The organism is Mycolicibacter sp. MU0083 (assembly GCF_963378075.1).
In the GTDB taxonomy this organism is placed as follows: domain Bacteria; phylum Actinomycetota; class Actinomycetes; order Mycobacteriales; family Mycobacteriaceae; genus Mycobacterium; species Mycobacterium kokjensenii.
The window spans coordinates 1,809,383-1,833,587 of sequence record NZ_OY726394.1 but is presented as its reverse complement, the minus strand read 5'-3'; the positions used below and the strand labels follow the sequence as shown (position 1 = coordinate 1,833,587).

Below are 24,205 nucleotides of genomic sequence, written 5' to 3'. Positions count from 1 at the left end.
GCTCACGGCCAGTACCGTGGCAGCCATGACCTCCAAGATCTCGGTCGACGACGACTACACCGGGCACGTCGAAGCTGGCACCGCGGCCCGCCGGGTCCTGCCCGCAGCGTCCATCATCAAAGCCTCGGTGGGCCCGATGGACAACAACGCCTACCTGGTGACCTGCACCAACACCGGCAAGACACTGTTGATCGACGCCGCCAACGACGCCGAGGACCTCGTGGCGCTGGTCCGCGAGCACGCCCCTGACGTGGCGCTGATCGTCACCAGCCACCAGCACTTCGATCACTGGCAGGCGCTGACCGCGGTGGTCGAGGCCACCGGGGCGCCGACCGCGGCGCACGCCCTGGACGCCGAGCCGCTGCCGGTGACACCGGACCGCATCCTGGCCGACGGGGACACCGTGACCGTCGGTGACCTGAGTTTCGACGTGATCCATCTGCAGGGCCACACCGAGGGATCGGTGGCGCTGGCGTTGGACGGTGCGGCCACCGGCGGGGTGACGCAGCTGTTCACCGGCGACTGCCTGTTTCCGGGTGGTGTCGGGAAGACGTGGCAGGAAGGCGATTTCGAGCGCCTGCTCGGGGATGTCAGCCGCAAGTTGTTCGACCGGTTCGGCGACGACACCGTGGTCTATCCCGGCCACGGCGACGACACCACACTGGGCGCCGAGCGGCCGCATCTGGCGGAGTGGCGCGAGCGGGGCTGGTGACCCTTCCGGGCCGCCCCCGCCGCGCTGACGCTGATGCGCTCCCGTCGTCGACGGCGAACGATAAGCGTCGTAACCACCGGATACGGTTCGGCCATGTCCGACGACGACGCCACCGCTGCAGCGCCCGCCGATGAGCCGCTGCCCACCACCGAGCTGGACCCGGCGCACACGGTCGCCGACGGCCCCCTCGCGTACAGCGACCACACCACATCGATACCGGTCGTCGACTACCAGCCGCCGCGGCTCCGGCCGGCGTGGATCGTCGCGCTCGTGCTGTTGGCGGCTGGGGCGGTGGCGGCCGCGGCGTTCTTCCTCGGCCGCAGCACCGCACCGACGCCGGACACCGCCGGCCCCGCGTCGGCTCGCACGCCCGACGTCGCGTTAGCGCCGACCCCGCCCGAGCCGCCGGCAACGGTGACGGTCACCCAACCTGCCCCTCCTCCTACCGTGACGGTGCCCGCCCCGGCGCCACCGCCCGCCATCGCCACCTCGGTCCCGCCGCTGGCCACCCCACAGGCGCGCATCGCCGAGCCCCTCATCTGCTCACTGCACCACAAGCACCCGCAGATGCAACCCGTCGATCTGGCGTTGACCCTGCTCGACCGGAACATCTACGACGACTACGACGAAGCCATGGTGGTCGTCGAACTGGTACTCAAAGACGGTTGCCACGGCATCTGACAGTGGCGACTTGTCGGTGCGACCCGATATACCGGTCGTGGAGGTGTTCACGATGAACCGGATTGCCAGATATGCACTAGTCGCGGCGGTGGGTGCGGCCGTCGGCGCCGGCTTCCCGGCTGCCACTCCCGCGGCCGAGGCGGCACCACGCTGCCTGTTCCAGGGCGACTGGAACTGCGAGGGCACCCCGCCGTACCACGGCCCACTCATGCCCACCTGGAACACACCGGGAACCTACGGCGGTTGGACCACCAACCCGGTCCAGTGCGACGTCGTCACCCGAGAATGTCACCAGGTCACCACCTACCCCTGAGCTGCGCCCGTCGGAACGGGTTTCTCAACTCCTACAACGGAATCGAGCGAATGGTGATGATCGGTATGAAATCAATCCGCATAGCACTGACCGCAGGTATTGCGGCCGCCGTCGCAATCGGGGGCGGCCCCACCGCGGCAGCCGACCCGCATATCCCGAACCCGTCGACCGGCGAATGCGCGGGCGGTTCGATGGGATCCCCCATTTGGATGGGTTTCTGCGACGGCGAACGCTACCCCGACGGCAGCTATTGGCACACCCGCCAGTGGGGTATCCCGCTCTACGGCAACCCGAACGGACTGGCCGGCACCAACGGCGGCCCCAACGGCGCCGAGTGCGTCATCGACAATGGGACGCCGGTGCCGCCGCCGGCACCGCCGGGCGGATGCGGTGGAGCGGTCTGAGCCGTGACCGGATTCGACACCGCTCACAACGCACGGTGAGTGCCGCGGGCCGCAGACGCCGACGACCGTCCCGAACCGGCGCCGCCTGATCCACCCTGCAGAACCCCTTTCCATCAGGCAAGACGCGCCTATACTTATTGATCTTCGGGGGTCGGAGGCAGGGGTCGGATGACCACCACACCGACATGCACAACATGTGGCACAGAACCGCGGGTGGGCGCACGGTTCTGCGATAGCTGCGGGTCCCTCATCACCACCGACGGCCAGCACGCCGAATACAAGCAGGTCAGCGTCCTGTTCGCCGACGTGGTGCATTCGATGCAGATCGCCTCCGCGGTGGGCACCGAACGGTTACGCGAGATCATGGCCGATCTGGTGAAGCGGGCCGCAGTCGTGGTTCATCGCTTCGGTGGCACCGTGGACAAGTTCACCGGCGACGGCATCATGGCAATCTTCGGTGCACCGATGGCGCTGGAAGACCACGCCGTGCGGGCCTGCCTGGCGGCGTTGGGCATTCAGGAACAGAGTCGCCGACTGGCTGCCGAGCTACGCGGGCGCGACGGGATCGACCTGCAGCTCCGGGTGGGAATCAACTCCGGAGAAGTGATCGTCGGTGACATCGGTTCGGGCGCACTGGGTTACACCGCGATCGGTGAGCAGGTCGGGATGGCGCAGCGGATGGAGTCCGTCGCACCGCCGGGTGGCGTGATGCTCAGTGCGGCCACGGCACAACTGGTCACCGCAGTGTCGGTACTGGCCGAACCGGAGATGGTGCGTATCAAGGGCATCGACCATCCGGTCCCGGCCCGCCGCTTGCTCAGCGTGGCACCGCGGCGCGCACGTGACCGGTCCTCGGAATCGAAACTGGTGGGGCGCGACGCCGAACTGGCGGCGCTGGAGGCGATGCTGGGCCGGTCGGTGCACGGGCACGGCGCCGCGGCATGTGTGGTGGGCTCCGCCGGGATCGGCAAGACCCGGTTGGTCGACGAAGTGGTGCAGACCGCCAGACATCTCGGCATCGAGGTGTTCTCGGCGTTCTGCGAGGCGCACACCACCGATATCGCGTTCGTCGCGGTCGCACGACTGCTGCGCGCGGTGGCACGGGTCGGGGCGCTCGACGACGCACAGGTGCGTGCGACCATGCGCGAACGGGCTCCGGGCGCCGATCCCGAGGACATGCTGCTGCTCGATGATGTGCTCGGCGTCGTCGAACCCGGTTCCGAACTGCCCCGAATCGACCCGGATGCGCGTCGCCGCCGCCTGACCGCACTGATCCACACCGTGCAGGTCGCCCGCACCCATCCGGCGATCTTCGTCGTCGAGGACGTGCACTGGATCGACAAGGTCAGTGAGTCGATGCTGGTCGATTTCCTGGCCGTCATCGCCGAAACCTGCTCGCTGGCGCTGATCACCTGTCGGCCCGAGTACCGCGGTGCTCTCCAACAGGCGCCGGGCGTGCGGACGGTGGCCCTGCAACCGCTGAGCGCCCGCGAGACCGCCCTGCTGGTGGACGACCTGGTCGGTGCGCACCCGTCGGTGACCGCCGTCGCCGGGGTGATCGCCGAACAGTCGGCCGGCAACCCGTTGTTCGCCGAGGAGATCACCCGCGAACTCGGGCAGCGCGGGGTGTTGGTCGGTGAACGCGGCAGCTACGTGTGCCATACCGCGACCGCTGAGCTGCGGGTTCCGGCGACCCTGCAGTCGACGCTGGCCGCCCGCATCGACCGGCTCGGTTCGACGGCCAAACGCACCCTGGCCGCCGCCGCGGTCATCGGGTCGCGCTTCAGCGGTGATCTGCTGGCCGCGCTCGGCGTCGACCCGTGCGTCGAGGATCTCATCCACGCCGAACTGATCGAGGCCGTTCCGGTGGCCCCGGACGCCGACTACGCGTTTCGGCATCCGCTGGTCCGGATGGTCGCCTACGAGGCCCAGTTGAAGTCCGACCGCGCCGAGCTGCACCGTCGGGTGGCGGCGGCCATCGAGGCCCGCGAACCCGGGGCAGCCGACCAGAACGCCGCGTTGATCGCCGAACACCTGGAGTCCGCCGGCGACCGCCACGGCGCCTACGGGTGGCATCTGCGCGCCGCGGCCTGGGCGATGGACCGCGACATCAACGCGGCGCGACAGAGCTGGGAGCGGGCCGAGCGGATCGCCGACGCGCTGCCCGCCGACGATCCGGGCCGCGCCGCGATGCGGATCGCGCCCCGCACCATGCTGTGCGGGATCACCTGGAGATCCGATATCACCGATGGCACAACACGATTCGACGAGCTGAGCGAGTTGTGCACGGCACCCGAGGACAAACCGTCACTGGCGATCGCCATGGCCGGGTTGGTGATCGACGACGTCTATCACGACCGGACGCACCGAGCCGCGCAACGCGCCACCGAGGCGATGGCGCTACTCACCTCGATCGGCGATCCCGCATTGACGGTCGGACTGTCGTTTGCACCCATCTTCACCAAGATCGAGAACGGCCATTGGGAGGAGGTGGCGGCGTGGACACAACGGGTGGTCGACCTGGCCGCCGGTGACCCGACGATGGGCGGGTTCCTGCTCGGTTCGCCGCTGGCGGTGGTGCTGTCCGAGCGCGCCATCGCCCGTTGGCGGCTGGGGCACGCCGGCTGGCGCGACGACCAGCAGCGCGCACTGGCGATGGCCCGCACGATCGACCCGTTGTCCTTCGTGGTGGTGGTGGCCTTCGTGTACCAGAGCGGTATCGGGTACGGCGTCTTGGCCGCCGATGACACCGCCGGGCGAGACATCGAAGAAGCCGTCCGTTACGCCGAACGATCCGGTGACGACTACACCGTGGCCAAGGCCCGGCAGACGTTGGGTTTTTGGCTGTTGCACCGCGACACCGCCGCCGAACGCGACCGCGGACAGCAGATTCTGGCCGGAATCACGCAGGTGGGCGAATTCCCGATCACGCTGATATTCCTGGCGCGGGAACTGGGGCGCCACGGCGACCGCGCTCTTGCCATCCCGATGATCCGCAGCATCACCAGACAACTGGTGAACGACGGCCAACTATTCGGCTGGGGATTTCACGCGACGAACATCCTCGCCGAGAGCCTGATCGACAACGGCACCGAAGCCGACCTGGCCGAAGCCGCCACCGCAATCGAATTTCTGGCGACCGCGCCCGCCGAGGACAACCTGGTGATCCGGGACATCTGGTTGCTGCGGCTACGCGCACTCCTGGCCCGCGCGCACGGCGACCACCCGGCCTATACGGATCTCCGCGACCGCTACCGCGATCTGGCCGATGCGCTGGGTTTCGACGGGCATCGCGCTTGGGCAGCCGCGATGCCGTGAGGCACCGCCGGTCTAACCGGTGGTGTGAACGATCAGGACGTCGATCTTGGAGCGCCGCGAGACGTTGGCCGGCACCGAGCCGAGCAGTCGTCCGGCAATGGTGCTCAGGCCGACGTTGCCGACCACCAGCAGGTCGGCTTTGACCGACTCTGCGAGTTCCACCAGTGCGTCGACCGGTGCACCGACGATCGCCTTCTCCTCGACCTGGTAGGCGCCGGCCGCGATGGCCCGCTCCTTGGCCTCTTTGAGGATGGCGTAGATCGGGGCGTTGCCCGCGGCCATGTAGCCCTCGTCCTTGAGCGCGTCGGCAGCCCGGGGGTCGTCCGCGTGCGGCAGATAGGCCGTGGCGATGACCACCTTGGAGCCCTCGGCCGACGCCAGGTGGGCCGCGCGGTCAACGGCGCGCAGCGACGAATCCGAGCCGTCCGTACCGACCACCACGGTCTTGTAGCCGCCCATTGGTAATCCTCCCAAGTGCATGAGTCGCCATGTTCGCAAATTGCGCCATGGCGACATTAACGCGTTAAAGGCCCCCATGGGGGTAATTGGCGCCACATGTCGACTGCGCTGCAACTCACACTGCCGTTTGACCGGCCACAAAGCCCGGTTTTTCGGGTCCGTGATGTAGCTGACACGTCGCGTCCAACGGTAGCGTGGAATGTCATCGCGGTCACCGTTATCGACAGGGCACGCCGGTGGGCCAGATCCTGATTCCGGCACCGGTGAGCACCGCGACGGCCCCGATCCGCCGCCGGCCGCGCATCCCGGATGCGGCCGTAATCGCAGTTATCGCAACGGTGCTCGCCGCACTCGGCGCGAGCCGTCCGTCGCTGTGGTTCGACGAGGCGGCCACCCTGTCCGCGGCGACGCACCGGTCGCTGCCCGAACTGTGGCGAATGCTCACTCACATCGACGCGGTACACGGTCTGTACTACCTGTTTATGCACGGTTGGTTCACCGTGTTTCCCGCCACCGAGTTCTGGGCGCGCCTGCCGAGTTGTCTGGCCGCCGGCGGTGGGGCCGCCGGGGTGGTCGTGTTGTCACGCATGTTCGCCAGTCGGCAGGTATCGGTATGTGCCGGTGCGGTTTACGCGATACTGCCCCGGATCACCTGGGCGGGGATCGAAGCGCGCCCGTACGCGTTCTCGGCGCTGGCCGCGGTGTGGGTGACCGTGCTGTGGGTGACCGCGTTGCGGCGCAACACCCGTGCGCTGTGGGTGGGTTACGCGATCGCGGTGGTGGGCTCGACCCTGCTGAGCGTGTTCGCGGTGCTGATGCTGCCGGTCCACGCGGCGGCCCTGCGGAGAATGCCCGGTGGCCGAGCCGTTCGGCGCCGCTGGGTGGTCGCGGCCGGCGGTGCAGCGGCCGCCGTTGCCCCGTTCCTGTGGTTCGCATCCGGGCAGATCCGTCAGGTCGGCTGGATTCGGCCACCGTCGCCGCACACCGTCGGCGAGATCGTCGTGCAGCAGTACTTCGAACAGAGCACGCCGTTCGCTGCGCTGGCCTGGCTGCTGATCGCTGCGGCCGTCGTCGCGGTACGGTCCGGCGCCCGCCGTCCCCCCGGGGACGATCGTGGCGCCCTGGTGTGGCTGTGTGTGGTGTGGCTGCTGGTCCCGACGGCGGCGGCGATGACGTACTCGGTATGGGTGAAACCCGTTTACTATCCGCGCTATCTGATCGGCACGGCGCCGGCGATGGCGATCGTCCTGGCGTTCGCCGTCACCACCGTCGTCGGGTCACGCCGGGCCGTGATCGGCATCGTGGCGGTGATGGCACTCGCCGCGGCACCCAATTTCGTTGTGCACCAACGCGGCCGGTACGCGAAGGAGGGCTGGGACTACAGTGCGGTGGCCGACGTGATCGTCGGGCACGCCCGGGCCGGTGACTGCCTGCTGATCGACAACACCACCCGGTGGGCGCCGGGACCGATCCGGGCACTGACCGCCGCACGTCCCGATGCGTTCGCCACGCTGACCGATCCCGGCCTGGGGCCGCACCGGCAGGCCCTGGGTCGGCTGTGGGACGGGCATCTGGGGGTGGCGGCGCTGGCCGATCGACTCGACCGGTGCGCGGTCGTGTGGACCGTCACCGATCACGACCGCCTGCTACCCGCCCATCAGGCCGCGGCGATGCTGCCCGCGGGTGCCCGGTTCGCCCGCTCCCCCGACGGCCGGGTGCTGCACGCGCTGGGTTTCCACGTCGTGGAACGCTGGCAGTTCACCTTCGCCCAGGTGATCAGGTCCACCCGGGGCGTGGCTAAGACGTGACGCGGACCAGCGCGCCGGCACCGCGGCTGGCGCGGGTCGCGACCACGCAGCCCAGCACCGCCAGCATCGCGAAGATGGCGAACAGCCACCGGGCCGCGGGGAGACCGGTGCTGATCGCGGTGTTGACCACCAGCCCGGCGAATCCGGCGCCGAATGCGCCACCGATCAGCTGGACGGTGTTGATCGCGGTCGCAGCCGTACCGCCCTCGGCCGGGTCGTCGACGCTGCTCATCGCCCACGCCGACAGGTGCGGCCAACCGGCGCCCACCCCGATGCCGACCACCAGCAGCGCCAGCGCCCAGATGGCGGCGACCGCCGTCGGGTTGTAGCGGTTCATCCGGGCGAACGCGACCACCGCCAGTCCGGCCGCCATCACCAGCGGTGCGGTGATCACCAGGGCGACGATCACCCGCACCTTGTTCACCGAGGCGCTGGCGATCTCGCTGATCGTCCAGCCCGTCGACAGCGCCGCACCGAGGAACCCGGCCATCACCGGTGGCAGGTGCGCCAGCCGCTGCCCCAGCAGCGGGATGTAGAGGTTGGCCTTGGTGGTGGCCATCAGCAGACCCAACGTCAAGTAGATCCACTTCTCCCGGCCGCCGTGGAACACGCTAGGGGGCAGTACGGACGCCGACGAGCGCCGATCCACCAGCAGGAACAGCACCAACAGGACGGCCCCGGCGAACAGCAGCGCCGCCGCCCCGAAGAAGTTGCGCGGCAACTGCGCGACGCTCACCAGCAGCGCGGCACCACCCAGCAGGAGCAGCGAACGGACCGGGATCTGCATCGGCTCGCCCCGGTAGCCGCCACGCCCGGCCGTCAGGACCGCTGTCACCGCGACACACATCACCGCGGAGAGCACGGCCATCACACCGAACGCCCACCGCCAGACACCGAATTGGGCGAACAGGCCGCCGGCGGCGGGGCCGACCAGGGTGCCCACCCCCCACATCGCCGAGACCAGCCCGGACGCCCGGGTCCACAGCCAACTGGGCAATACCGCGTTGATCAGCGCATAACCCAGGCCGGCCAGCAGGCCGCCGCCCATGCCCTGCAGGGTGCGGCCCACCAGCAGCACTTCCATCTGGGGTGCGACCGCGCAGATCACCGCGCCCAGGCCGAACGACAGCAGACCCAGCAGGTACGACGAGCGGGACCCGATCCGCACCAGCACCGCGTTGGCGGTCGCGGCGGCCAGCACGGAGCCGACCAGATACAACGTCGTCACCCAGGCGTAGAAGCGTTCGCCACCGATGTCTTTGACGGTGCTGGGCAGCATACTGATCGTCAGGAATTCGTTGGTGGCATACAGAGCGACGCCGCCGGCGAGCACCGCCGACATACCCAGATAGCGCTTACCAAGCAGCTCACGCCAGCTGCCCGTGCTCACAGCGGGGTCGCTCGTCCCCGCTTCCATCAAATCCACCACCGCTTGCAGTCAATCACGGATGCTCTCGACACGCGAAAATGGCCCGGTTCGTGTCGCGTCACTTGATTCCGGCGGCATCCATGCCGCGTAACTCCTTCTTGAGGTCGGCGATCTCGTCACGAATCCGCGCCGCCAACTCGAATTGCAGATCCCGGGCCGCGTTCATCATCTGCTCGGTGAGGTCCTTGACCAGGTCGGCGAGCTCCGCGCGCGGCATGTTGCGGGTGTCGCGGCCCTCGATCACCCCGGCGCTGACCGCCCGACCGGGTTCGCCCTGGGCGCGCCGCCCACGTGAGGCGTTGCGGCCGGACCCCGCCACCGGGACGGACTCGGCGGCCTCGGTGTCCTCGGCCTCCCGGTAGACCTGGTCGAGGATGTCGGCGATCTTCTTGCGCAGCGGCTGCGGGTCGATCCCGTTGGCCTCGTTGTAGGCGACCTGCTTGGCGCGGCGACGCTCGGTCTCGTCGATGGCCTCGCGCATCGAGTCGGTGATCTTGTCGGCGTACATGTGGACTTCACCGGAGACGTTGCGGGCGGCGCGGCCGATGGTCTGGATCAGGCTGCGGGTGGACCGCAGAAAACCTTCCTTGTCGGCGTCGAGAATCGACACCAGCGACACTTCCGGCAGGTCCAGGCCCTCGCGCAGCAGGTTGATGCCGACCAGCACGTCGTAGTCGCCCAACCGCAGCTGTCGCAGCAGCTCGACCCGGCGCAGGGTGTCGACCTCGGAGTGCAGGTAACGCACCCGGATGCCCATCTCCAGCAGGTAGTCGGTGAGGTCCTCGGCCATCTTCTTGGTCAGCGTGGTCACCAGCACCCGCTCGTCGGCCTCGGTGCGCTTGCGGATCTCGGCGATCAGATCGTCGATCTGGCCCTTGGTGGGTTTGACCACCACTTTGGGGTCGACCAATCCGGTGGGGCGGATGACCTGTTCGACGAACTCGCCGCCGGCCTGGCTGATCTCGTACGGCCCCGGGGTGGCCGACATGTAGACCGTCTGCCCGATCCGGTCGGCGAACTCCTCCCAGGTCAGCGGCCGGTTGTCGCAGGCCGACGGCAACCGGAACCCGAACTCCACCAGGTTGCGTTTGCGCGACATGTCGCCCTCGTACATGCCGCCGATCTGCGGGACCGTGACATGCGATTCGTCGATGATGAGTAGGAAGTCCTCGGGGAAGTAGTCCAGCAGGGTCGCCGGGGGCGTCCCGGCGCCGCGGCCGTCGATGTGGCGCGAATAGTTCTCGATACCCGAGCAGAAGCCGACCTGGCGCATCATCTCGATGTCGTAGTTGGTGCGCATCCGCAGCCGCTGGGCCTCCAGCAGCTTGCCGTGGCGTTCGAGTTCGTCGAGCCGGTCGGTCAATTCCGCTTCGATGGTGGAGATGGCCTGCGACATGCGCTCCGGGCCGGCGACGTAGTGGGTGGCCGGGAAGATGCGCAGCGCGTCGACCTTGCGGACCACGTCCCCGGTGAGCGGGTGCAGGTAGTACAGCGCCTCGATCTCGTCGCCGAAGTACTCGATGCGGACGGCCAGTTCCTCATAGGACGGGATGATCTCGACGGTGTCGCCGCGGACCCGGAACGAGCCGCGGGTGAAGGACATGTCGTTGCGGTTGTACTGCACGTCGACCAGCAGCCGCAGCAGGGCGTCGCGCGGAACTTCGGAGCCGACCTGCAACTCGACGGAGCGGTCCAGGTAGGACTGCGGGGTGCCCAGGCCGTAGATGCACGACACCGATGCCACCACCACCACGTCCCGCCGAGACAGCAGGCTCGAGGTCGCCGAGTGGCGCAGCCGCTCCACGTCGTCGTTGATGGAGCTGTCTTTTTCGATGTAGGTGTCGGTCTGCGCGATATAGGCTTCCGGCTGGTAGTAGTCGTAGTAGGAGACGAAATACTCGACTGCGTTGTGCGGCAACATCTCCCGGAGCTCATTGGCGAGCTGCGCGGCCAGCGTCTTGTTCGGCGCCATCACCAGGGTGGGCCGCTGCAGACGTTCGATCAGCCAGGCCGCGGTGGCCGACTTACCGGTGCCGGTGGCGCCCAGCAGCACCACGTCCTTCTCCCCCGCCGTGATGCGGCGTTCCAGATCGGCGATGGCCGCCGGCTGGTCGCCGGCCGGCTCGTACTCGCTGACCACCTCGAACCGGCCGCCGTCGCGCACGATGCCCTCCACGGCGTCGGCGGTGGGCCGATACTCCGAGTGCGCGACGATGGGGTGTTCCGTTGCGAAGGCCACGGAGACCAGAGTAGGCGCGAGTCCCGACAGCCGGGCGGCGGAAAGACGAGCGGGCGCTCACAGGTGAGAGGCGGTAGTGGTGCATCCCCCCAAGGAAGAGACCTTCGACCTGGTCGGCTACACCAACACCGACCCCAAGGGCATCGTGCGGACCGTGGACGTCTACACCGTCGCACCGTGGGGCCTCTACATGGCGCGCCCCACCCCGGGCCGGGCCCAGTTCCACTACCTGGAGTCCTGGCTGCTGCCCGACCTGGGGCTGCGGGCGAGCATCTTCCACTTCAACCCGGGCCACGAGCGCGACCAGGACTTCTATCTCGACGTCGGCGAATACACCGCGTCGGGGCAGGTCTGGCGCTCCCGGGATCACTACCTGGATCTGGTGGTGCGGACCGGGAAGGGCGTCGAGCTCACCGACACCGACGAGCTGATGGCCGCCGTCGGCGAGGGTCTACTGGGTCACGACGACGCCGAACAGGCGGTGCTGCGAGCCGTCGCCGCCGTCGACGGACTGGCCCGCAACGGCTACGACCTGCACCGGTGGCTGTCCGGCCTCGGGGTAGCACTGTCCTGGTCCAGGTAAACTCGGCCGGTATGAACGCCAACGTGCGAATCGGTGTCGCCGCCGCGACGACCGCCACCCTGCTGGGGTGCGGTCAGCTGATCCCAGCGCCGGCGGCCGCTGCCGAAGAACTGCACAACGTCACCTACATCGCGAAAGTCGATGCCTGGGCCAGCGGCAACGTGGTGACCTTCATGCGCAACGACACCGAGACCGCCAGCGCGGACCTCGACGCGTTCGGCGCGCCGTTCGAGGCCAACACCGTGATGTCGGACCCCAGTAAGGCCGGCATGGTGATCCGGTTGCGCTTCCCGACCACCGCGACGGTGCACTGCGAGATCAAGGTCGACGACGTGACCACGGTCAAGAGCGAGCGTTTCATCAACACCTGGGGCAACACCAACGATCCCCACACCGGCGCCATGCTGTGCGGCGCGCTGATCAGCAGTATGGCCTGATCGGCGCTACGGGGCCGTCAGGGACGCCAGCCGGTGCTGTCGGCCCACGCCCACGCCCGCCGGTAGGCGGCGTCGAACCAGGCTTCCTTGACCTCGGCGTACGCCGCGATGCCGCCGTCGATCCCGGCGCGCTCCGCCTCGCGTTTGACCGCCAGGTAGTCGGCGCGGGCGTCGGCGTCGGCGGACAGCCATGCGGGAAACAGCAGGGCGAACTGCTGATTGGGCCAACCGGCGACCCGGACGTGCACATTGGTGGCCCGCCCCGGATCGGCCGAGGCGTGGATCCGCTTCTGCCACAACGCCGAATCGTCGGAGTGGTCGAACTCGGCGACGGTGCTGCGGGCGTCCGGCTTGCCGTTGTCGGCGGTGATCGCCGCCACCTGTGGGTAGCCCGCCGCCAGCAGTGACTCGGCGACCTCGTCGGCCATCGCCAGGGACTCGACGGTGACCTGCACGTCGATGACGTCTTTGGCGTCCAGGCCGGCCACCGCGGTGGAGCCGATGTGGTCGACGCGCAGCGCCCGGTGGCCGCAGTTGGTGCGCAACCGGGCCAGAATGCGCCGGGCCTGATCCGACCAGGTCGGATCCGCCGCGGTCAGCCGCGTCGGCGACGGCACGGTCCGGCGGGCGGTGAGATTGTGCGCGAACGGCAGGATGCGCTCGTTCCACAGCTCCAGCGCCTGCGCGGCCAGCTCGTCGGGGTTGCCGGAGTTGTCCAGCCACACGTCGGCGACGTCGCGGCGCTGCGGTTCGGTGGCCTGCGCGGCGATCCGGGCCCGGGCGTCGTCCTCCGGCATGCCGCGGTACTGGGTCAGTCGCGTTACTCGTGTCTCTATGTCCGCATGCACCACGATCACCAGCGGGAACATCGGTGCCATCTGGGATTCGACCAGCAGCGGGATGTCCTCGACGATCACCGCATCCGTGCCGGCCGCAGCGATCAACTCGGCGCGGCGCTGCCCCACCAGCGGATGCACGATGCCGTTGAGGATGGCGCGTTTGTCGTCGTCGCTGAACGCGATCGCGGCCAGCGCGGGACGGTCCAACGCCCCGTCGGGAAGCAGAATGCCCGGCCCGAAGGCCTCGACCAATTTGGTGAGGCCTTCGGTACCGGGCTCTACGACTTCACGGGCGATGACGTCACCGTCGACGATGACGCCACCGCACCGACTGAAGGTAGCCGACACCGTCGACTTACCGGCGCCGATACCGCCGGTCAAACCGATTCGCAGCATCTGCGCCCCTTCAACGCTCTTTCAAAGCGTTCCGTCGCGCTGCTAGGCGCTGTTGCCGGCGAGCTTCTCACGCAACGCGGCGAGCTGCTCGTCGCTGGCCAGCGAGCCACCGGCCGGAGCCTCGTCGCGGTGCGAGCCGTTGGCCGAGCGCGGCTCGGCGTGCTCGGCAGCGGCGAACTTCTCCATCTGCGCGGTGTGCATCTTGTGGCGACGCTCGGCCTCGGCGTAGCGGGCTTCCCACTCGGTGCGCTGCTTGTCGAAACCTTCGATCCACTCGTTGGTCTCGGGGTCGAAGCCCTCCGGGAAGATGTAGTTGCCCTGCTCGTCGTAGCTGTCGGCCATGCCGTACTTCGAGGGGTCGAACTCCTCGGTGTAGTCCTCGTTGGCCTGCTTGAGGCTCAGCGAGATCCGGCGGCGGTCCAGGTCGATGTCGATGACCTTGACCATGGCGTCGTCGCCGACGGCCACAACCTGGTCCGGCACCTCGACGTGGTGCTCAGCCAGCTCGGAGATGTGCACCAGGCCCTCGATGCCCTCCTCGACGCGGACGAACGCACCGAACGGCACCAGCTTGGTGACCTTGCCCGGCACGATCTGACCGATCGCGTGGGTGCGGGCGAAGTGGCGCCACGGGTCTTCCTGAGTGGCCTTGAGCGACAGCGAAACCCGCTCGCGGTCCATGTCGACGTCGAGCACCTCGACGGTGACCTCGTCGCCCACCTGCACGACCTCGGACGGGTGGTCGATGTGCTTCCAGGACAGCTCGGAGACGTGCACCAGGCCGTCCACGCCGCCCAGGTCGACGAACGCGCCGAAGTTGACGATCGAGGAGACGACACCCTTGCGGACGGCGCCCTTCTGCAGCTGGTTGAGGAACTCGCTGCGCACCTCGGACTGGGTCTGCTCCAGCCAGGCGCGACGGCTCAGGACCACGTTGTTGCGGTTCTTGTCCAGCTCGATGATCTTGGCTTCGATCTCTTTGCCGATGTAGGGCTGCAGGTCGCGGACCCGGCGCATCTCCACCAGCGAGGCCGGCAGGAAGCCGCGCAGACCGATGTCGAGGATCAGGCCGCCCTTGACGACCTCGATGACGGTGCCCTTGACGGCCTCGTCCTTCTCCTTGAGCTCTTCGATGGTGCCCCAGGCGCGCTCGTACTGGGCGCGCTTCTTGGACAGGATCAGGCGACCCTCTTTGTCCTCTTTGGTCAGGACCAGAGCCTCGACCTCGTCACCGACGGACACCACCTCGTGGGGGTCGACGTCGTGCTTGATGGACAGCTCGCGGGAGGGGATGACACCTTCGGTCTTGTAACCGATGTCGAGCAGGACCTCGTCCCGGTCAACCTTGACGATCGTCCCTTCCACGATGTCGCCATCGTTGAAGTACTTGATCGTTTTGTCGATGGCGGCGAGAAAGTCCTCAGCCGAGCCGATGTCGTTGACGGCTACTTGCGGCGAGGTGACGGTGGGACTTGGCATGTGTTGGGTTGCTCCGGACATTTTGACGTAGTAGGGACGGGTGTTGTCACGCATGCGGTACATGCGGTGGCCCACGAACCCGGTCGAAGACTGGTCGAGGACTACCTGTTGAGGCTACTCGACGCGTTGCACGCTGGACAAACCGGTGGCTACGCTGCCTCGCTATGGCCTCGCTGCGGAACCGCCGAAAGGTTGGAGCGCCGCTTCTCGTCATCGTCCTCTTGAGCATCCTCACGGTGTTGCTGTTGTTGTTGTTCACAGCGGCGAATCCGGGCGGAACCCTCACCGCGCTGGTACTGGCGAGCATGTCGATGCTGGTGGTGCTGTTGTGCTACCGGTGGTTGGACCGGTGGGAACCCGAACCGCGGCGCCTGCTGCAACTGGCGTTCCTGTGGGGGGCGTCGGTGGCCGTGGTGATAGCCGTCGGGCTGGAGACGTTCGGCTCCTCGATCGCCACGGTGCAACCGCTGGTGTCGAAGTCCTTCGACATGGCCGCCATCCAGGCGCCGTTCATCGAGGAGGCCGCCAAGGGCCTGTTCCTGCTCATCATGCTCACCGGCCGACGTCGTCTCCAGATGAACTCACTGACCGACTGCATGGTGTACGCGGGCATCTGCGCGGTGGGATTCGCCTGGATGGAAGACATCGTCTACATCGCGCCGGCCGACTCCCCGGCGAAAATGGCCGCGGTGGCCATCGCGCGACTGGTCTTCGGTCCATTCGCCCACCCGCTGTTCACCACCATGACCGCTATCGGGGTGTTCTTCGCGCTGCGCCGCCGCGGATTCTGGTCGAAGGCCTTCGTCATCCTGCTCGGCTACCTGGCCGCGGTGGGTATGCACGCCTCGTGGAACGCCTCCCTGGCGTTGGGTAGCGGCGAACTGTTCCTGGTGACCTACTTCTTCTGGATGGTCCCGGTCTTCCTGCTGATGGTGCTGCTGGCCGTGCTGAGCCGCCGGCACGAGCAGCAGATGGTCGCGGGCAAGTTGCCCGGCATGGTGGCCAGCGGGCTGATCAGCCCCAACGAGGCGACCTGGCTGGGGTCGATCCGCACCCGCAAACTGGCGATCCGCGAGGCCACCCGGATCGGTGGCGCGGCGGCGGGCAAATCCGTCAAGAAGTTCGCCGTCCAGGTGGTGCGGTTGGCGTTCGTGCGGGACCGCATCGACCGCGGCTTCGGCGATGCCGAGGTGTTCGCGCTGCAGCACGAGGACGCCCAGGGCGTGCTGGCGGCGCGGGCGGCGGCGCCGGTGCTGTACACGATGGCGGGGTACTACGCGCCGGTCCCGTTGCGGCGGTAGTTCTTTGCGTCGACTCTGCACTCAGGGTGACGACACGCCGAGGAGCACCGCCCTGAGCGCAGAGTCAACGGGGTGGGACGGGGTCGAGAGCGGCTAATGCGCCGCGGAATCCCAGCTGCGGCCATACCCGACCGCGACCTCCAGCGGCACACTGAGCGGATAGGCGTTGCCCATCTTGTCGCGGACCAGCGCCTCCAACGGCTCGCGTTCGCCGTCGGCGACCTCGAACACCAACTCGTCGTGCACCTGCAGCAGCATCCGCGACCGCAGCTCGGACGCCTTCAACGCCCGGTCGACGTCGATCATCGCGACCTTGATGATGTCGGCGGCACTGCCCTGGATCGGGGCGTTGAGCGCGGCGCGTTCGGCCGACTCGCGGACCTGGCGGTTGCTGCTGTCCAACTCCGGCAGGTAGCGGCGCCGGCCCAGCACCGTCGAGGTGTAGCCGTCCTTGCGGGCCTGCTCGACGACCTCGTGCAGATAGTCGCGCACCCGGCCGAACCGGTCGAAGTAGGCGTCCATCTGCTCTTTGGCCTCTTCGGTCGAGATCTTGAGCTGCGAGGCCAGCCCGTAGGCGCTCAACCCGTAGGCCAGCCCGTAGGACATCGCCTTGACCCGGCGGCGCATATCGGGGGTCACCTCGTCGATGGGCACACCGAACGCTTTGGACCCGACGAACGAGTGCAGGTCCTCGCCGGTGTTGAACGCCTCGATCAGGCCCTCGTCGGCCGACAGGTGCGCCATGATGCGCATCTCGATCTGGCTGTAGTCCACCGTCATCAACTCGGTGTAGGACTCCCCGACCACGAATCCGTCACGGATCTCCCGGCCGGCGTCGGTGCGGACCGGGATGTTCTGCAGGTTGGGTTCGGTAGAAGAAAGCCTGCCAGTCGCCGCGATCGTCTGGTTCAGCGTGGTGTGGATCCGGCCATCGGAGGCAACGGATTTCAGCAGTCCGTCGACGGTCACCTTCAGCCGGGTGACGTCGCGGTGAGCCAGCAGGTGTTCCAGGAACGGGTGGCCGGTCTTGTCGAACAGAGTCTGTAGCGCGTCGGCGTCGGTGGTGTAACCGGTCTTGGTCTTCTTGGTCTTGGGCATACCCAACTCGTCGAAGAGCACCACCTGCAACTGCTTGGGCGAGCCGAGGTTGATCTGCTTGCCGATCACCGCATAGGCGGCTTCGGCGGCATCGCGGATCTGGTCGCCGAAGCGGCTCTGCAGCCGGCTCAGGTGTTCCTGGTCGACGCCGATGCCGGCGTGCTCCAGCTCGGCCAGCACCGTCTGCAGCGGCAGTTCGATGTCGGCGAGCAGCCCGGCCGACTCGATCCGGGCCAACTCGGCATCCAGGGCGTCGGCCAGGTCGGTGACCGCGCGGGCGCGCAGGATCGCGGTCTGCACGGCCTGGTCGTCGACGCCCTCGGTGTCGTCGAGCAGTGAAAGCTGTTGTTCCTCATCGGATTCGGCGCGTAGCTCGCGACGCAGGTAACGCACCGAGAGATCGTCGAGGCTGAAACTGCGCTGGCCGGGCCGCACCAGGTAGGCGGCCAACGCCGTGTCGCAGGTGACGCCGCCGAGCGTCCAGCCGCGCCCGGTCAGGTCGTGCATCGCCAGCTTGGCCTCGTGCAACGCCTTGGGTTTGGTGGGGTCGGCCAGCCAGGCACCCAGCGCTGCCTCGTCCTCGGCCGTCAGGGCCGCGGTATCGATGTAGGCACCCTCGCCATCGGCCGACGCCAGTGCCAGCGCGGTCGCGTCGCTGTCGTAGCTGCGGTGGGTGCCGATCACGGCCACCCCGGTGCGCCGTCCGTCGCCGGCGTGCTGCTCCAGCCAGGCCGCCACGGTGCCGGCCTCCAGCGCGCCGCCGCGCACCTCGAAGCCCTCTTCTGCTTCGGCCACCGCACCGCCGGCGGTGGACAGTGTGTCGAACAGCCGGTCGCGCAGCACCCGGAACTCCAGGTCGTCGAAGAGCTGGTGGATCTGCTCACGGTCCCACGGCACCAGCCGCAACGTGTCCGGGGTCTGCGCCAGCGGCACATCACGCACCAGATCGGTGAGCTCCCGGTTGAGGATCACCGTGGACAGGTTGGCCCGCAGCGAGTCACCGACCTTGCCCTTGACGGTGTCGACCCGGTCCACCAGGCCTTGCAGGGATCCGTATTCGGTGATCCACTTCGACGCGGTCTTCTCCCCCACCCCCGGGATCCCCGGCAGGTTGTCGCTGGGGTCGCCGCGCAGCGCGGCGAAGTCCGGGTACTGCGCCGGGGTCAGGCCGTACTTCTCGACGACGGCATCCGGGGTGAACCGGGTCAGGTCGCTGACGCCCTTGCGGGGATAGAGCACGGTGATGTTGTCGTTGACCAGTTGCAGCGCGTCGCGGTCGCCGGTGACCACCAGCACCCGGTAGCCCTCGGCATCGCCCTGGGTGGCCAGCGTGGCGATCAGGTCGTCGGCCTCGAAGCCGGGTTCCGACAGCGTGGTGATGCCCATCGCGGCCAGGACTTCCTTGGTGATGTCGATCTGGCCTCGGAACTCGTCGGGGGTGGCCGAGCGGGTGGCCTTGTACTCGGGGTAGCGCTCGGAGCGGAAGGTCTGCCGGGACACGTCGAACGCCGCGGCCACGTGGGTGGGGGCTTCGTCGCGCAGCAGGTTGATCAGCATCGCGGTGAACCCGTAGACGGCGTTGGTGGTCAAGCCGCTGCGGGTTTTGAAGTTCTCGGCGGGCAATGCGTAAAAGGCCCGGTAGGCCAGCGAGTTTCCGTCAAGGAGCAACAGTGTCGGTTTGGTCTGGCTCACGGACCCACTCTAGGCACCGCCGCCCGGTGCCCGACGGTGCCGCCGGAATTGCAACACGTTTCAGTTCTGGGGTCGCCGTTCGGTACGCTGACCGGGTGCCAGACGTAGCCTCGCAGCCCGCGATCGACGGGTGGTTTGCCACCGACGACGCCGGCCTCCCCCACCTGATCGGCGCCAAGTGCCCGCATTGCGGCACCTACGTGTTCCCGCCGCGGGAGAACAACTGCCCCAGCCCGGCCTGTGACGCCGACGTCCTGGAAGCGGTTCCGCTGTCGCGGCGCGGCAAGATCTGGAGCTACACCGAGAACCGGTACCTGCCGCCGGCGCCGTACCCGCCGTCCGAGCCCTTCGAGCCGTTCGCGATCGCTGCGGTGGAACTGGCCGACGAGGGCCTGATAGTGCTGGGCAAGGTCGTCGAGGGCACCCTGGCCGCGGACTTGAAGGTCGGCATGGAGATGGAACTGACCACCATGCGGCTCTACACCGACGAGGCGGGCGTCGACCGCACCGTCTACGCCTGGAAGAAGGTGGAGGCATGAGCCCCGAACCGCTGTACATCCTGGGTGCGGGTATGCACCCGTGGGGCAAGTGGGGTCGCGACTTCACCGAGTACGGCGTGGTCGCCGCGCGCGCCGCGCTGGCCGACGCCGGCCTGGACTGGCGCCAGATTCAGCTGGTCGCCGGCGCGGACACCATCCGTAACGGCTACCCGGGCTTCATCGCCGGTTCGACGTTCGCCCAGAAGCTGGGCTGGAACGGCGTGCCGGTGTCGTCGTCGTACGCCGCCTGCGCCTCGGGGTCGCAGGCCCTGCAGAGCGCCCGCGCCCAGATCCTGGCCGGTTTCTGCGACGTGGCGCTGGTGATCGGCGCCGACACCACCCCCAAGGGCGCGTTCGCCCCGGTCGGCGGTGAGCGCAAGAACGATCCGGACTGGCAGCGGTTCCACCTGATCGGTGCGATGAACCCGGTCTACTTCGCGCTGCTGGCGCGGCGCCGGATGGACCTCTACGGTGCCACCTCCGAGGACTTCGCGGCCGTGAAGGTGAAGAACTCCCGGCACGGGCTTTCCAACCCGAATGCCCGCTACCGCAAGGAATCCGCGGTCGAGGATGTGCTGGCCAGCCCGGTGGTCTCCGATCCGCTGCGTCAGCTCGACATCTGCGCGACGTCCGACGGCGCCGCGGCCCTGATCGTGGCGAGCAAGGAATTCGCGGCGAAGCACCTGGGTTCGCTCGAGGGTGTGCCGTCGGTGCGTGCGGTCTCCACCGTCACCCCGCAGTACCCGCAGCATCTGCCCGAATTGCCGGACATCGCAACGGATTCCACCGCCGTGATGGCCGCCCCGGAGCGGGTGTTCAAGGACCAGATCCTGGATGCGGCCTACGCCGAGGCCGGGATCGGTCCCGACGACGTCAGCCTGGCCGAGGTCTACGATCTGTCGACTGCACTGGAGCTCGACTGGTACGAGCACCTGGGCCTGTGCGCCAAGGGCGAGGCTGAGCAGCTGCTGCGCAGCGGAGCCACCACGATCGGTGGCCGGGTGCCGGTGAACCCGTCCGGCGGGCTGGCCTGCTTCGGCGAGGCGATCCCGGCGCAGGCGATCGCGCAGGTGTGCGAGTTGACCTGGCAGCTGCGGGGTCAGGCCACCGGCCGGCAGGTCGAGGGCGCCACCGTGGGCGTGACCGCCAACCAGGGCCTGTTCGGCCACGGCTCGTCGGTGATCGTCGCCCGCTAGCGCCGGCCACCCCCGCCACCCTCACCACATACTCGCGAGCGTGCGTGTCTGCCCGCCGACACGCCGCAGATGTCGTACAACCATGCACGCTCGCGGCCCGAATTTCTGGACGGCCACCAGGGTCCAATAATCAGATCCGGATAATCTGAATTCATGCGTGAGATCACGGCGTCCGAGGCATCGCGGACCTTCTCCGCCGTCCTCGATTCCGTAGAGCACGGCGAGACCGTTGTCGTCACCCGCGGCGGACGACGCATCGCGTCGATCAGTCCGACCCCCGCCGCCACCGGAGCGGCGCTGAACGCGATCCTGGAACGCTGGAGCGGCAACGACGCCTTCGACGACGATCTCGTCGGCAGAATCGCCGAAGCACGCGACGCCGTATCGACCGCCCTGGACGAGAACCCGTGGACCGACTGATTCTCGACACCGGCGTCCTGGTCGGCGCCGTACGGCGCCGGGTCACCGTGCCCGACGATGCCGACGTCGCCATTCCGGCGGTAGTGAGCGCCGAATACCTTGCGGGCGTTCGGCGGGATCCCGATTCCGGTCGACGTGCGGAGCAAACTGCCCGTCTGGACGAAATCCTTGCGGTGCTACCGGTCTGCGACTACACCCGCGCCGTTGCCGAACACCACGCAGATCTATTGGCCCACACCGCGAGTGAAGGAAAACCCCGCGGTCCGCACGACCTCATCATCGCCGCAACGGCCCGCTCGACCGGTCGCACCATTCCGACCACCGATACCCGCGCACGATTCGGTGAACTCCCCGACGTCAAGGCCCGCATCGCCGGTGATGCGCAATGACCGCCGGCGAAACCGTCTACGTCAAGGTCAAACCGGGCAGTCGCAAGGGCCCGCTGGTGGAGACCGACGACGACGGCCAGCTCACCGTCTACGTACGTGAACCCGCCATCGACGGCAAGGCCAACGCCGCGGTAATCCGGGTGCTGGCAGAGCATTTCGGGGTATCACGCAGCCGGGTCGAGCTGACGTCCGGCGCGGGCGCGCGGATCAAGCGGTTCCGGATCGAGCGCTAGCCGGATCGGTCCGGCCGCGCGATCTCCCGGGGCCCACCGCCGACGGCGTCGGCCAGCACCTGCACCAGCCAGGCCAGGCCGGGCGCTCGGATCAGCCAGCCCAGCACCGCATAACCCAGCGACAGATGTTCCAGCGCCGCACCCAGCGCACGCGTCCCGCTGCACACCAGCCCGTCGGCGTCCTCGTAGCGCACCCGCCGCAGTGGTTCGCGATGGTCTTCGGCGGCACAGATCTCCAGGGTCGGATGGCGGCGCCGCGCAATCCACGCACCGACCGCACTGCACGGATCGCAGTTCACCCCGACATACAGCCGTGCCGATGACCGGCCGGGATACGGCTGCAGGCGGGGCCACCAATTGCGCACGCTGCGCCGGTAGGCCAACCAGCCATCGCCGAATCGTTCTCGCAGTTGCTGGGATTCGTGCCATCCGGCCAGCCCGCTGCCGAACACCGCCCCGATGGCCGCCGCCAGCAACAACGCGGGCCGCCCCGATACCGCGGCGGCGATCACCAGCATGGCAACGGCGCACAACTGCATGGGATTGGCGACGTAGGCATAGGGGCCGCCGGTCACCAAGCGGGAGGGCGGATCCCACGGGTAGGGCGTGCCGCCGCTGCGGACGAAATCGGCGACCGCGCGCAGTGCGATCACCGCCAGCACCGCGGCCACCTGGATCAGCACCAGATCGACCGGCCCGCCGACGCCGGATATGACGGCCGCCCAACTGTTCCCGGTGTAGACGAAAGCGATGGTGGGGAGCACGAAAAGCAGTACCGCACCGAAGATCACCACCTGCAGTACGGCCCGCACCCGCAGCAGCCGGCCGGTCGCGGTGGCCCAGCCCAGCAGCAGACCGGGCAACAGGCATGTCGTGACCGCCGACAGTTCGCCCCACCACCACCGCGACTGCAAGACCACCAGCGGCTCCAGCGCAGCCATCGCGAACACGTCGCCCACGACCAGCACCAGACCCGTGACGAGCGGATTCACCCACGGCGTCAACAGGATCGGCACCGCTCCCCACAGCAATGCCCATCCGACGACGACGTCGGCGGGCACCCCGGACCACATCGAACCGTCCGTGCCGAACGCCCACCACCCGCTGCGCACCGCGATCGCATTGACCACCAGCAGGCCGACGACATTCCACAGCGCCGCCAGTACCGCAGCCGCCCGGACCCGCACCGACGGCGTCACCAGCCACAGCACCGCGGTCAGCATCGCCGGAGCCAGTACCGCTCCCCCACGCAATACGGCGATGCCGAAACCGGTTGTCACGAAACCAGATCGAGAGTGCTCAACAGATAGCCCGCGGCCTGGCCGGCCACCACGCGCTCGATCGGACTGAAGTACCAGGCAGGCGCCAACCGGCGCGTGTAATGCAGCGACCAGGTGACCTCGGTATGGCCGGCATCGACGGGCCGCCAGCTGATGTCGGCGGACCGCCAGGCCAGCCAGGTGGCCAGCGGCGTGTGATCGGAGACCGCCGCCAGCCGTACCGCGTTCTCGCCCCGCCGGGTGACCTCGAATTGCAGGTGCGACGACGCCTCACCCCAGTGGTGGGCCGCCATCACCGGTGGGCGGTGGTGTGCGCCGGTGAACGTGATGTCGCGCCGGTCCCCCACCTTGAGCCCGCCGCCGGAATCCGATGTCGGCCTTGGAAAACCCGCCGCCAGCAGGCCCGTCGGGGCGACGTCGACGAATCGCAGCGGGCGGCTCAGGGCAGCGGCGACCTCGGCCGGGGTGGCCTGCAGCGTCCGGCTGGCGCTGACGGTGTTGTCACCGGCGAAGGTGAACATCGGCACCACGCCTTCGACCGAGAAAGCCAATGCCAGCACCGGCAGGACGGCGATGCGGGCCACTCCGCCGCCGCCGTTCCTGACCCGCTGGACCACCCAGGCGACCAGGATCCCGACCGCATAGAACAGCGGCGCCGCGATGAATACGCAGACGAAGCCTTCCCCCAGTACCGGGATGGCCAGCAGCAGCAGGATCGTGATGGCTTTCACGGTCATGCCGATCGCCCGTCCGGACGGCGCCGACAACGTGAGGACCACCGCCAGCACGGTCGGAATACCGATGTAGAACGCCGACGTCTGCCCCAGTCCGGCGCCCTTGATCAGCTTGACCAGCACCAAGCCCACCATGAAGGCGACGATCAATCCGGCCAGTGTCCATTGCGCGGTGGTCGGCTGGTAGCGGTACTGCGGGGACTCCCCGCCCGTCACCATGACCTGT

At 68.3% G+C, this 24,205-nt stretch carries 22 protein-coding genes; 14 read left to right on the top strand and 8 right to left on the bottom strand.

Translation table 11 applies throughout. From position 1 onward, the window contains the following. The first annotated feature begins 25 nt into the window (after positions 1-25). The 5 genes from RCP38_RS08455 to RCP38_RS08435 all read left to right on the top strand — a co-directional run bounded on the left by RCP38_RS08455 (position 26) and on the right by RCP38_RS08435 (position 5,428). Complete coding sequence (locus RCP38_RS08455) at positions 26-712, top strand: MBL fold metallo-hydrolase (protein WP_308476690.1); 687 nt, start codon at positions 26-28, stop codon at positions 710-712. Positions 713-805: 93 nt separating this feature from the next. Next, on the top strand, positions 806-1,393 hold the full coding sequence (locus RCP38_RS08450) for a hypothetical protein (protein WP_308476688.1): 588 nt from the start codon (positions 806-808) through the stop codon (positions 1,391-1,393). Between the two features lie 52 nt (positions 1,394-1,445). Further along, positions 1,446-1,706, top strand: a complete 261-nt coding sequence (locus RCP38_RS08445) for a hypothetical protein (RefSeq protein ID WP_308476686.1) — start codon at positions 1,446-1,448, stop codon at positions 1,704-1,706. Between the two features lie 191 nt (positions 1,707-1,897). Next, entirely contained in the window at positions 1,898-2,110 is a 213-nt protein-coding gene (locus RCP38_RS08440; RefSeq protein WP_308476685.1) for a hypothetical protein, read from the top strand. Positions 2,111-2,323: 213 nt separating this feature from the next. After that, positions 2,324-5,428: an ATP-binding protein gene (locus tag RCP38_RS08435; protein ID WP_308476683.1), complete on the top strand. Its 3,105-nt coding sequence runs from the start codon at positions 2,324-2,326 to the stop codon at positions 5,426-5,428. Positions 5,429-5,440: 12 nt separating this feature from the next. On the opposite strand, the gene RCP38_RS08430 is transcribed toward RCP38_RS08435, so the two are convergent. Then, positions 5,441-5,887 carry a universal stress protein gene (locus RCP38_RS08430; protein ID WP_308476681.1) on the bottom strand — a complete coding sequence of 149 codons (447 nt, stop codon included), beginning with the start codon at positions 5,885-5,887 and terminating at the stop codon, positions 5,441-5,443. A 236-nt stretch (positions 5,888-6,123) separates the two neighbouring features. Between RCP38_RS08430 and RCP38_RS08425 the strand changes: the two genes are divergently transcribed. Continuing rightward, positions 6,124-7,695 carry a glycosyltransferase family 39 protein gene (locus RCP38_RS08425; RefSeq protein WP_308476679.1) on the top strand — a complete coding sequence of 524 codons (1,572 nt, stop codon included), beginning with the start codon at positions 6,124-6,126 and terminating at the stop codon, positions 7,693-7,695. Here the strand turns inward: RCP38_RS08425 and RCP38_RS08420 are convergent. Further along, positions 7,685-9,112 carry an MFS transporter gene (locus RCP38_RS08420; protein ID WP_308476677.1) on the bottom strand — a complete coding sequence of 476 codons (1,428 nt, stop codon included), beginning with the start codon at positions 9,110-9,112 and terminating at the stop codon, positions 7,685-7,687. The genes RCP38_RS08425 and RCP38_RS08420 overlap by 11 nt on opposite strands. Before the next feature lie 70 nt (positions 9,113-9,182). Beyond that, positions 9,183-11,363, bottom strand: a complete 2,181-nt coding sequence (uvrB, locus tag RCP38_RS08415; protein WP_308476676.1) for an excinuclease ABC subunit UvrB — start codon at positions 11,361-11,363, stop codon at positions 9,183-9,185. 79 nt (positions 11,364-11,442) lie between these two features. Here uvrB and RCP38_RS08410 point away from each other — a divergent pair, with 79 nt between their 5' ends. Together RCP38_RS08410 and RCP38_RS08405 are read left to right on the top strand one after the other, a co-directional pair. Further along, positions 11,443-11,946: a ribonuclease FAU-1 family protein gene (locus RCP38_RS08410; RefSeq protein ID WP_308476674.1), complete on the top strand. Its 504-nt coding sequence runs from the start codon at positions 11,443-11,445 to the stop codon at positions 11,944-11,946. Positions 11,947-11,957: 11 nt separating this feature from the next. Continuing rightward, positions 11,958-12,383 carry a hypothetical protein gene (locus RCP38_RS08405; protein WP_308476672.1) on the top strand — a complete coding sequence of 142 codons (426 nt, stop codon included), beginning with the start codon at positions 11,958-11,960 and terminating at the stop codon, positions 12,381-12,383. 17 nt (positions 12,384-12,400) lie between these two features. On the opposite strand, the gene coaE is transcribed toward RCP38_RS08405, so the two are convergent. Next, positions 12,401-13,618, bottom strand: coding sequence for a dephospho-CoA kinase (coaE, locus tag RCP38_RS08400; protein ID WP_308476669.1), 1,218 nt, complete (start codon positions 13,616-13,618; stop codon positions 12,401-12,403). Between the two features lie 42 nt (positions 13,619-13,660). Next, positions 13,661-15,097 carry a 30S ribosomal protein S1 gene (gene rpsA, locus RCP38_RS08395; RefSeq protein WP_308476667.1) on the bottom strand — a complete coding sequence of 479 codons (1,437 nt, stop codon included), beginning with the start codon at positions 15,095-15,097 and terminating at the stop codon, positions 13,661-13,663. A 164-nt stretch (positions 15,098-15,261) separates the two neighbouring features. Here rpsA and RCP38_RS08390 point away from each other — a divergent pair, with 164 nt between their 5' ends. Beyond that, a complete protein-coding gene (locus tag RCP38_RS08390) occupies positions 15,262-16,398 on the top strand; it encodes a PrsW family intramembrane metalloprotease (protein ID WP_308476665.1) in 1,137 nt (378 codons plus the stop codon). A gap of 93 nt (positions 16,399-16,491) precedes the next feature. Here the strand turns inward: RCP38_RS08390 and polA are convergent, their stop codons facing one another. After that, a complete protein-coding gene (polA, locus tag RCP38_RS08385) occupies positions 16,492-19,188 on the bottom strand; it encodes a DNA polymerase I (RefSeq protein WP_308476663.1) in 2,697 nt (898 codons plus the stop codon). Between the two features lie 95 nt (positions 19,189-19,283). On the opposite strand from polA, the gene RCP38_RS08380 reads away from it, so the two are divergent. From RCP38_RS08380 to RCP38_RS08360, 5 genes are all read left to right on the top strand, one after another. Next, on the top strand, positions 19,284-19,727 hold the full coding sequence (locus tag RCP38_RS08380) for a Zn-ribbon domain-containing OB-fold protein (RefSeq protein ID WP_308476662.1): 444 nt from the start codon (positions 19,284-19,286) through the stop codon (positions 19,725-19,727). Then, positions 19,724-20,923 (top strand): lipid-transfer protein, encoded by a 1,200-nt coding sequence (locus RCP38_RS08375; RefSeq protein ID WP_308476660.1) that lies wholly within the window; start codon positions 19,724-19,726, stop codon positions 20,921-20,923. The genes RCP38_RS08380 and RCP38_RS08375 overlap by 4 nt, the downstream gene beginning before the upstream one ends. Before the next feature lie 153 nt (positions 20,924-21,076). After that, complete coding sequence (locus tag RCP38_RS08370) at positions 21,077-21,343, top strand: type II toxin-antitoxin system Phd/YefM family antitoxin (protein ID WP_308476658.1); 267 nt, start codon at positions 21,077-21,079, stop codon at positions 21,341-21,343. Beyond that, positions 21,331-21,732 (top strand): PIN domain-containing protein, encoded by a 402-nt coding sequence (locus RCP38_RS08365; protein ID WP_308476656.1) that lies wholly within the window; start codon positions 21,331-21,333, stop codon positions 21,730-21,732. Before RCP38_RS08370 ends, RCP38_RS08365 begins: the two co-directional genes overlap by 13 nt. Beyond that, complete coding sequence (locus tag RCP38_RS08360; RefSeq protein WP_308476654.1) at positions 21,729-21,965, top strand: DUF167 domain-containing protein; 237 nt, start codon at positions 21,729-21,731, stop codon at positions 21,963-21,965. Before RCP38_RS08365 ends, RCP38_RS08360 begins: the two co-directional genes overlap by 4 nt. Here the strand turns inward: RCP38_RS08360 and RCP38_RS08355 are convergent. Together RCP38_RS08355 and RCP38_RS08350 are read right to left on the bottom strand one after the other, a co-directional pair. Further along, on the bottom strand, positions 21,962-23,245 hold the full coding sequence (locus RCP38_RS08355; protein ID WP_308476652.1) for an isoprenylcysteine carboxylmethyltransferase family protein: 1,284 nt from the start codon (positions 23,243-23,245) through the stop codon (positions 21,962-21,964). The genes RCP38_RS08360 and RCP38_RS08355 overlap by 4 nt on opposite strands. Further along, on the bottom strand, positions 23,242-24,198 hold the full coding sequence (locus tag RCP38_RS08350) for an SRPBCC family protein (protein ID WP_308476650.1): 957 nt from the start codon (positions 24,196-24,198) through the stop codon (positions 23,242-23,244). The genes RCP38_RS08355 and RCP38_RS08350 overlap by 4 nt, the downstream gene beginning before the upstream one ends. Between the last annotated feature and the right edge of the window lie 7 nt (positions 24,199-24,205).

Bases quoted from the DNA above. Each gene is read 5' to 3' on its own strand.
- RCP38_RS08440 (WP_308476685.1), top strand. From the start codon at position 1,898: ATGGGATCCCCCATTTGGATGGGTTTCTGCGACGGCGAACGCTACCCC.
- RCP38_RS08445 (WP_308476686.1), top strand. From the start codon at position 1,446: ATGAACCGGATTGCCAGATATGCACTAGTCGCGGCGGTGGGTGCGGCC.
- RCP38_RS08430 (WP_308476681.1), bottom strand. From the start codon at position 5,887: ATGGGCGGCTACAAGACCGTGGTGGTCGGTACGGACGGCTCGGATTCG.
- RCP38_RS08450 (WP_308476688.1), top strand. From the start codon at position 806: ATGTCCGACGACGACGCCACCGCTGCAGCGCCCGCCGATGAGCCGCTG.
- RCP38_RS08375 (WP_308476660.1), top strand. From the start codon at position 19,724: ATGAGCCCCGAACCGCTGTACATCCTGGGTGCGGGTATGCACCCGTGG.
- coaE (WP_308476669.1), bottom strand. From the start codon at position 13,618: ATGCTGCGAATCGGTTTGACCGGCGGTATCGGCGCCGGTAAGTCGACG.
- RCP38_RS08420 (WP_308476677.1), bottom strand. From the start codon at position 9,112: ATGGAAGCGGGGACGAGCGACCCCGCTGTGAGCACGGGCAGCTGGCGT.
- RCP38_RS08360 (WP_308476654.1), top strand. From the start codon at position 21,729: ATGACCGCCGGCGAAACCGTCTACGTCAAGGTCAAACCGGGCAGTCGC.
- RCP38_RS08370 (WP_308476658.1), top strand. From the start codon at position 21,077: ATGCGTGAGATCACGGCGTCCGAGGCATCGCGGACCTTCTCCGCCGTC.
- RCP38_RS08350 (WP_308476650.1), bottom strand. From the start codon at position 24,198: ATGGTGACGGGCGGGGAGTCCCCGCAGTACCGCTACCAGCCGACCACC.
- RCP38_RS08405 (WP_308476672.1), top strand. From the start codon at position 11,958: ATGAACGCCAACGTGCGAATCGGTGTCGCCGCCGCGACGACCGCCACC.
- rpsA (WP_308476667.1), bottom strand. From the start codon at position 15,097: ATGCCAAGTCCCACCGTCACCTCGCCGCAAGTAGCCGTCAACGACATC.
- RCP38_RS08455 (WP_308476690.1), top strand. From the start codon at position 26: ATGACCTCCAAGATCTCGGTCGACGACGACTACACCGGGCACGTCGAA.
- RCP38_RS08390 (WP_308476665.1), top strand. From the start codon at position 15,262: ATGGCCTCGCTGCGGAACCGCCGAAAGGTTGGAGCGCCGCTTCTCGTC.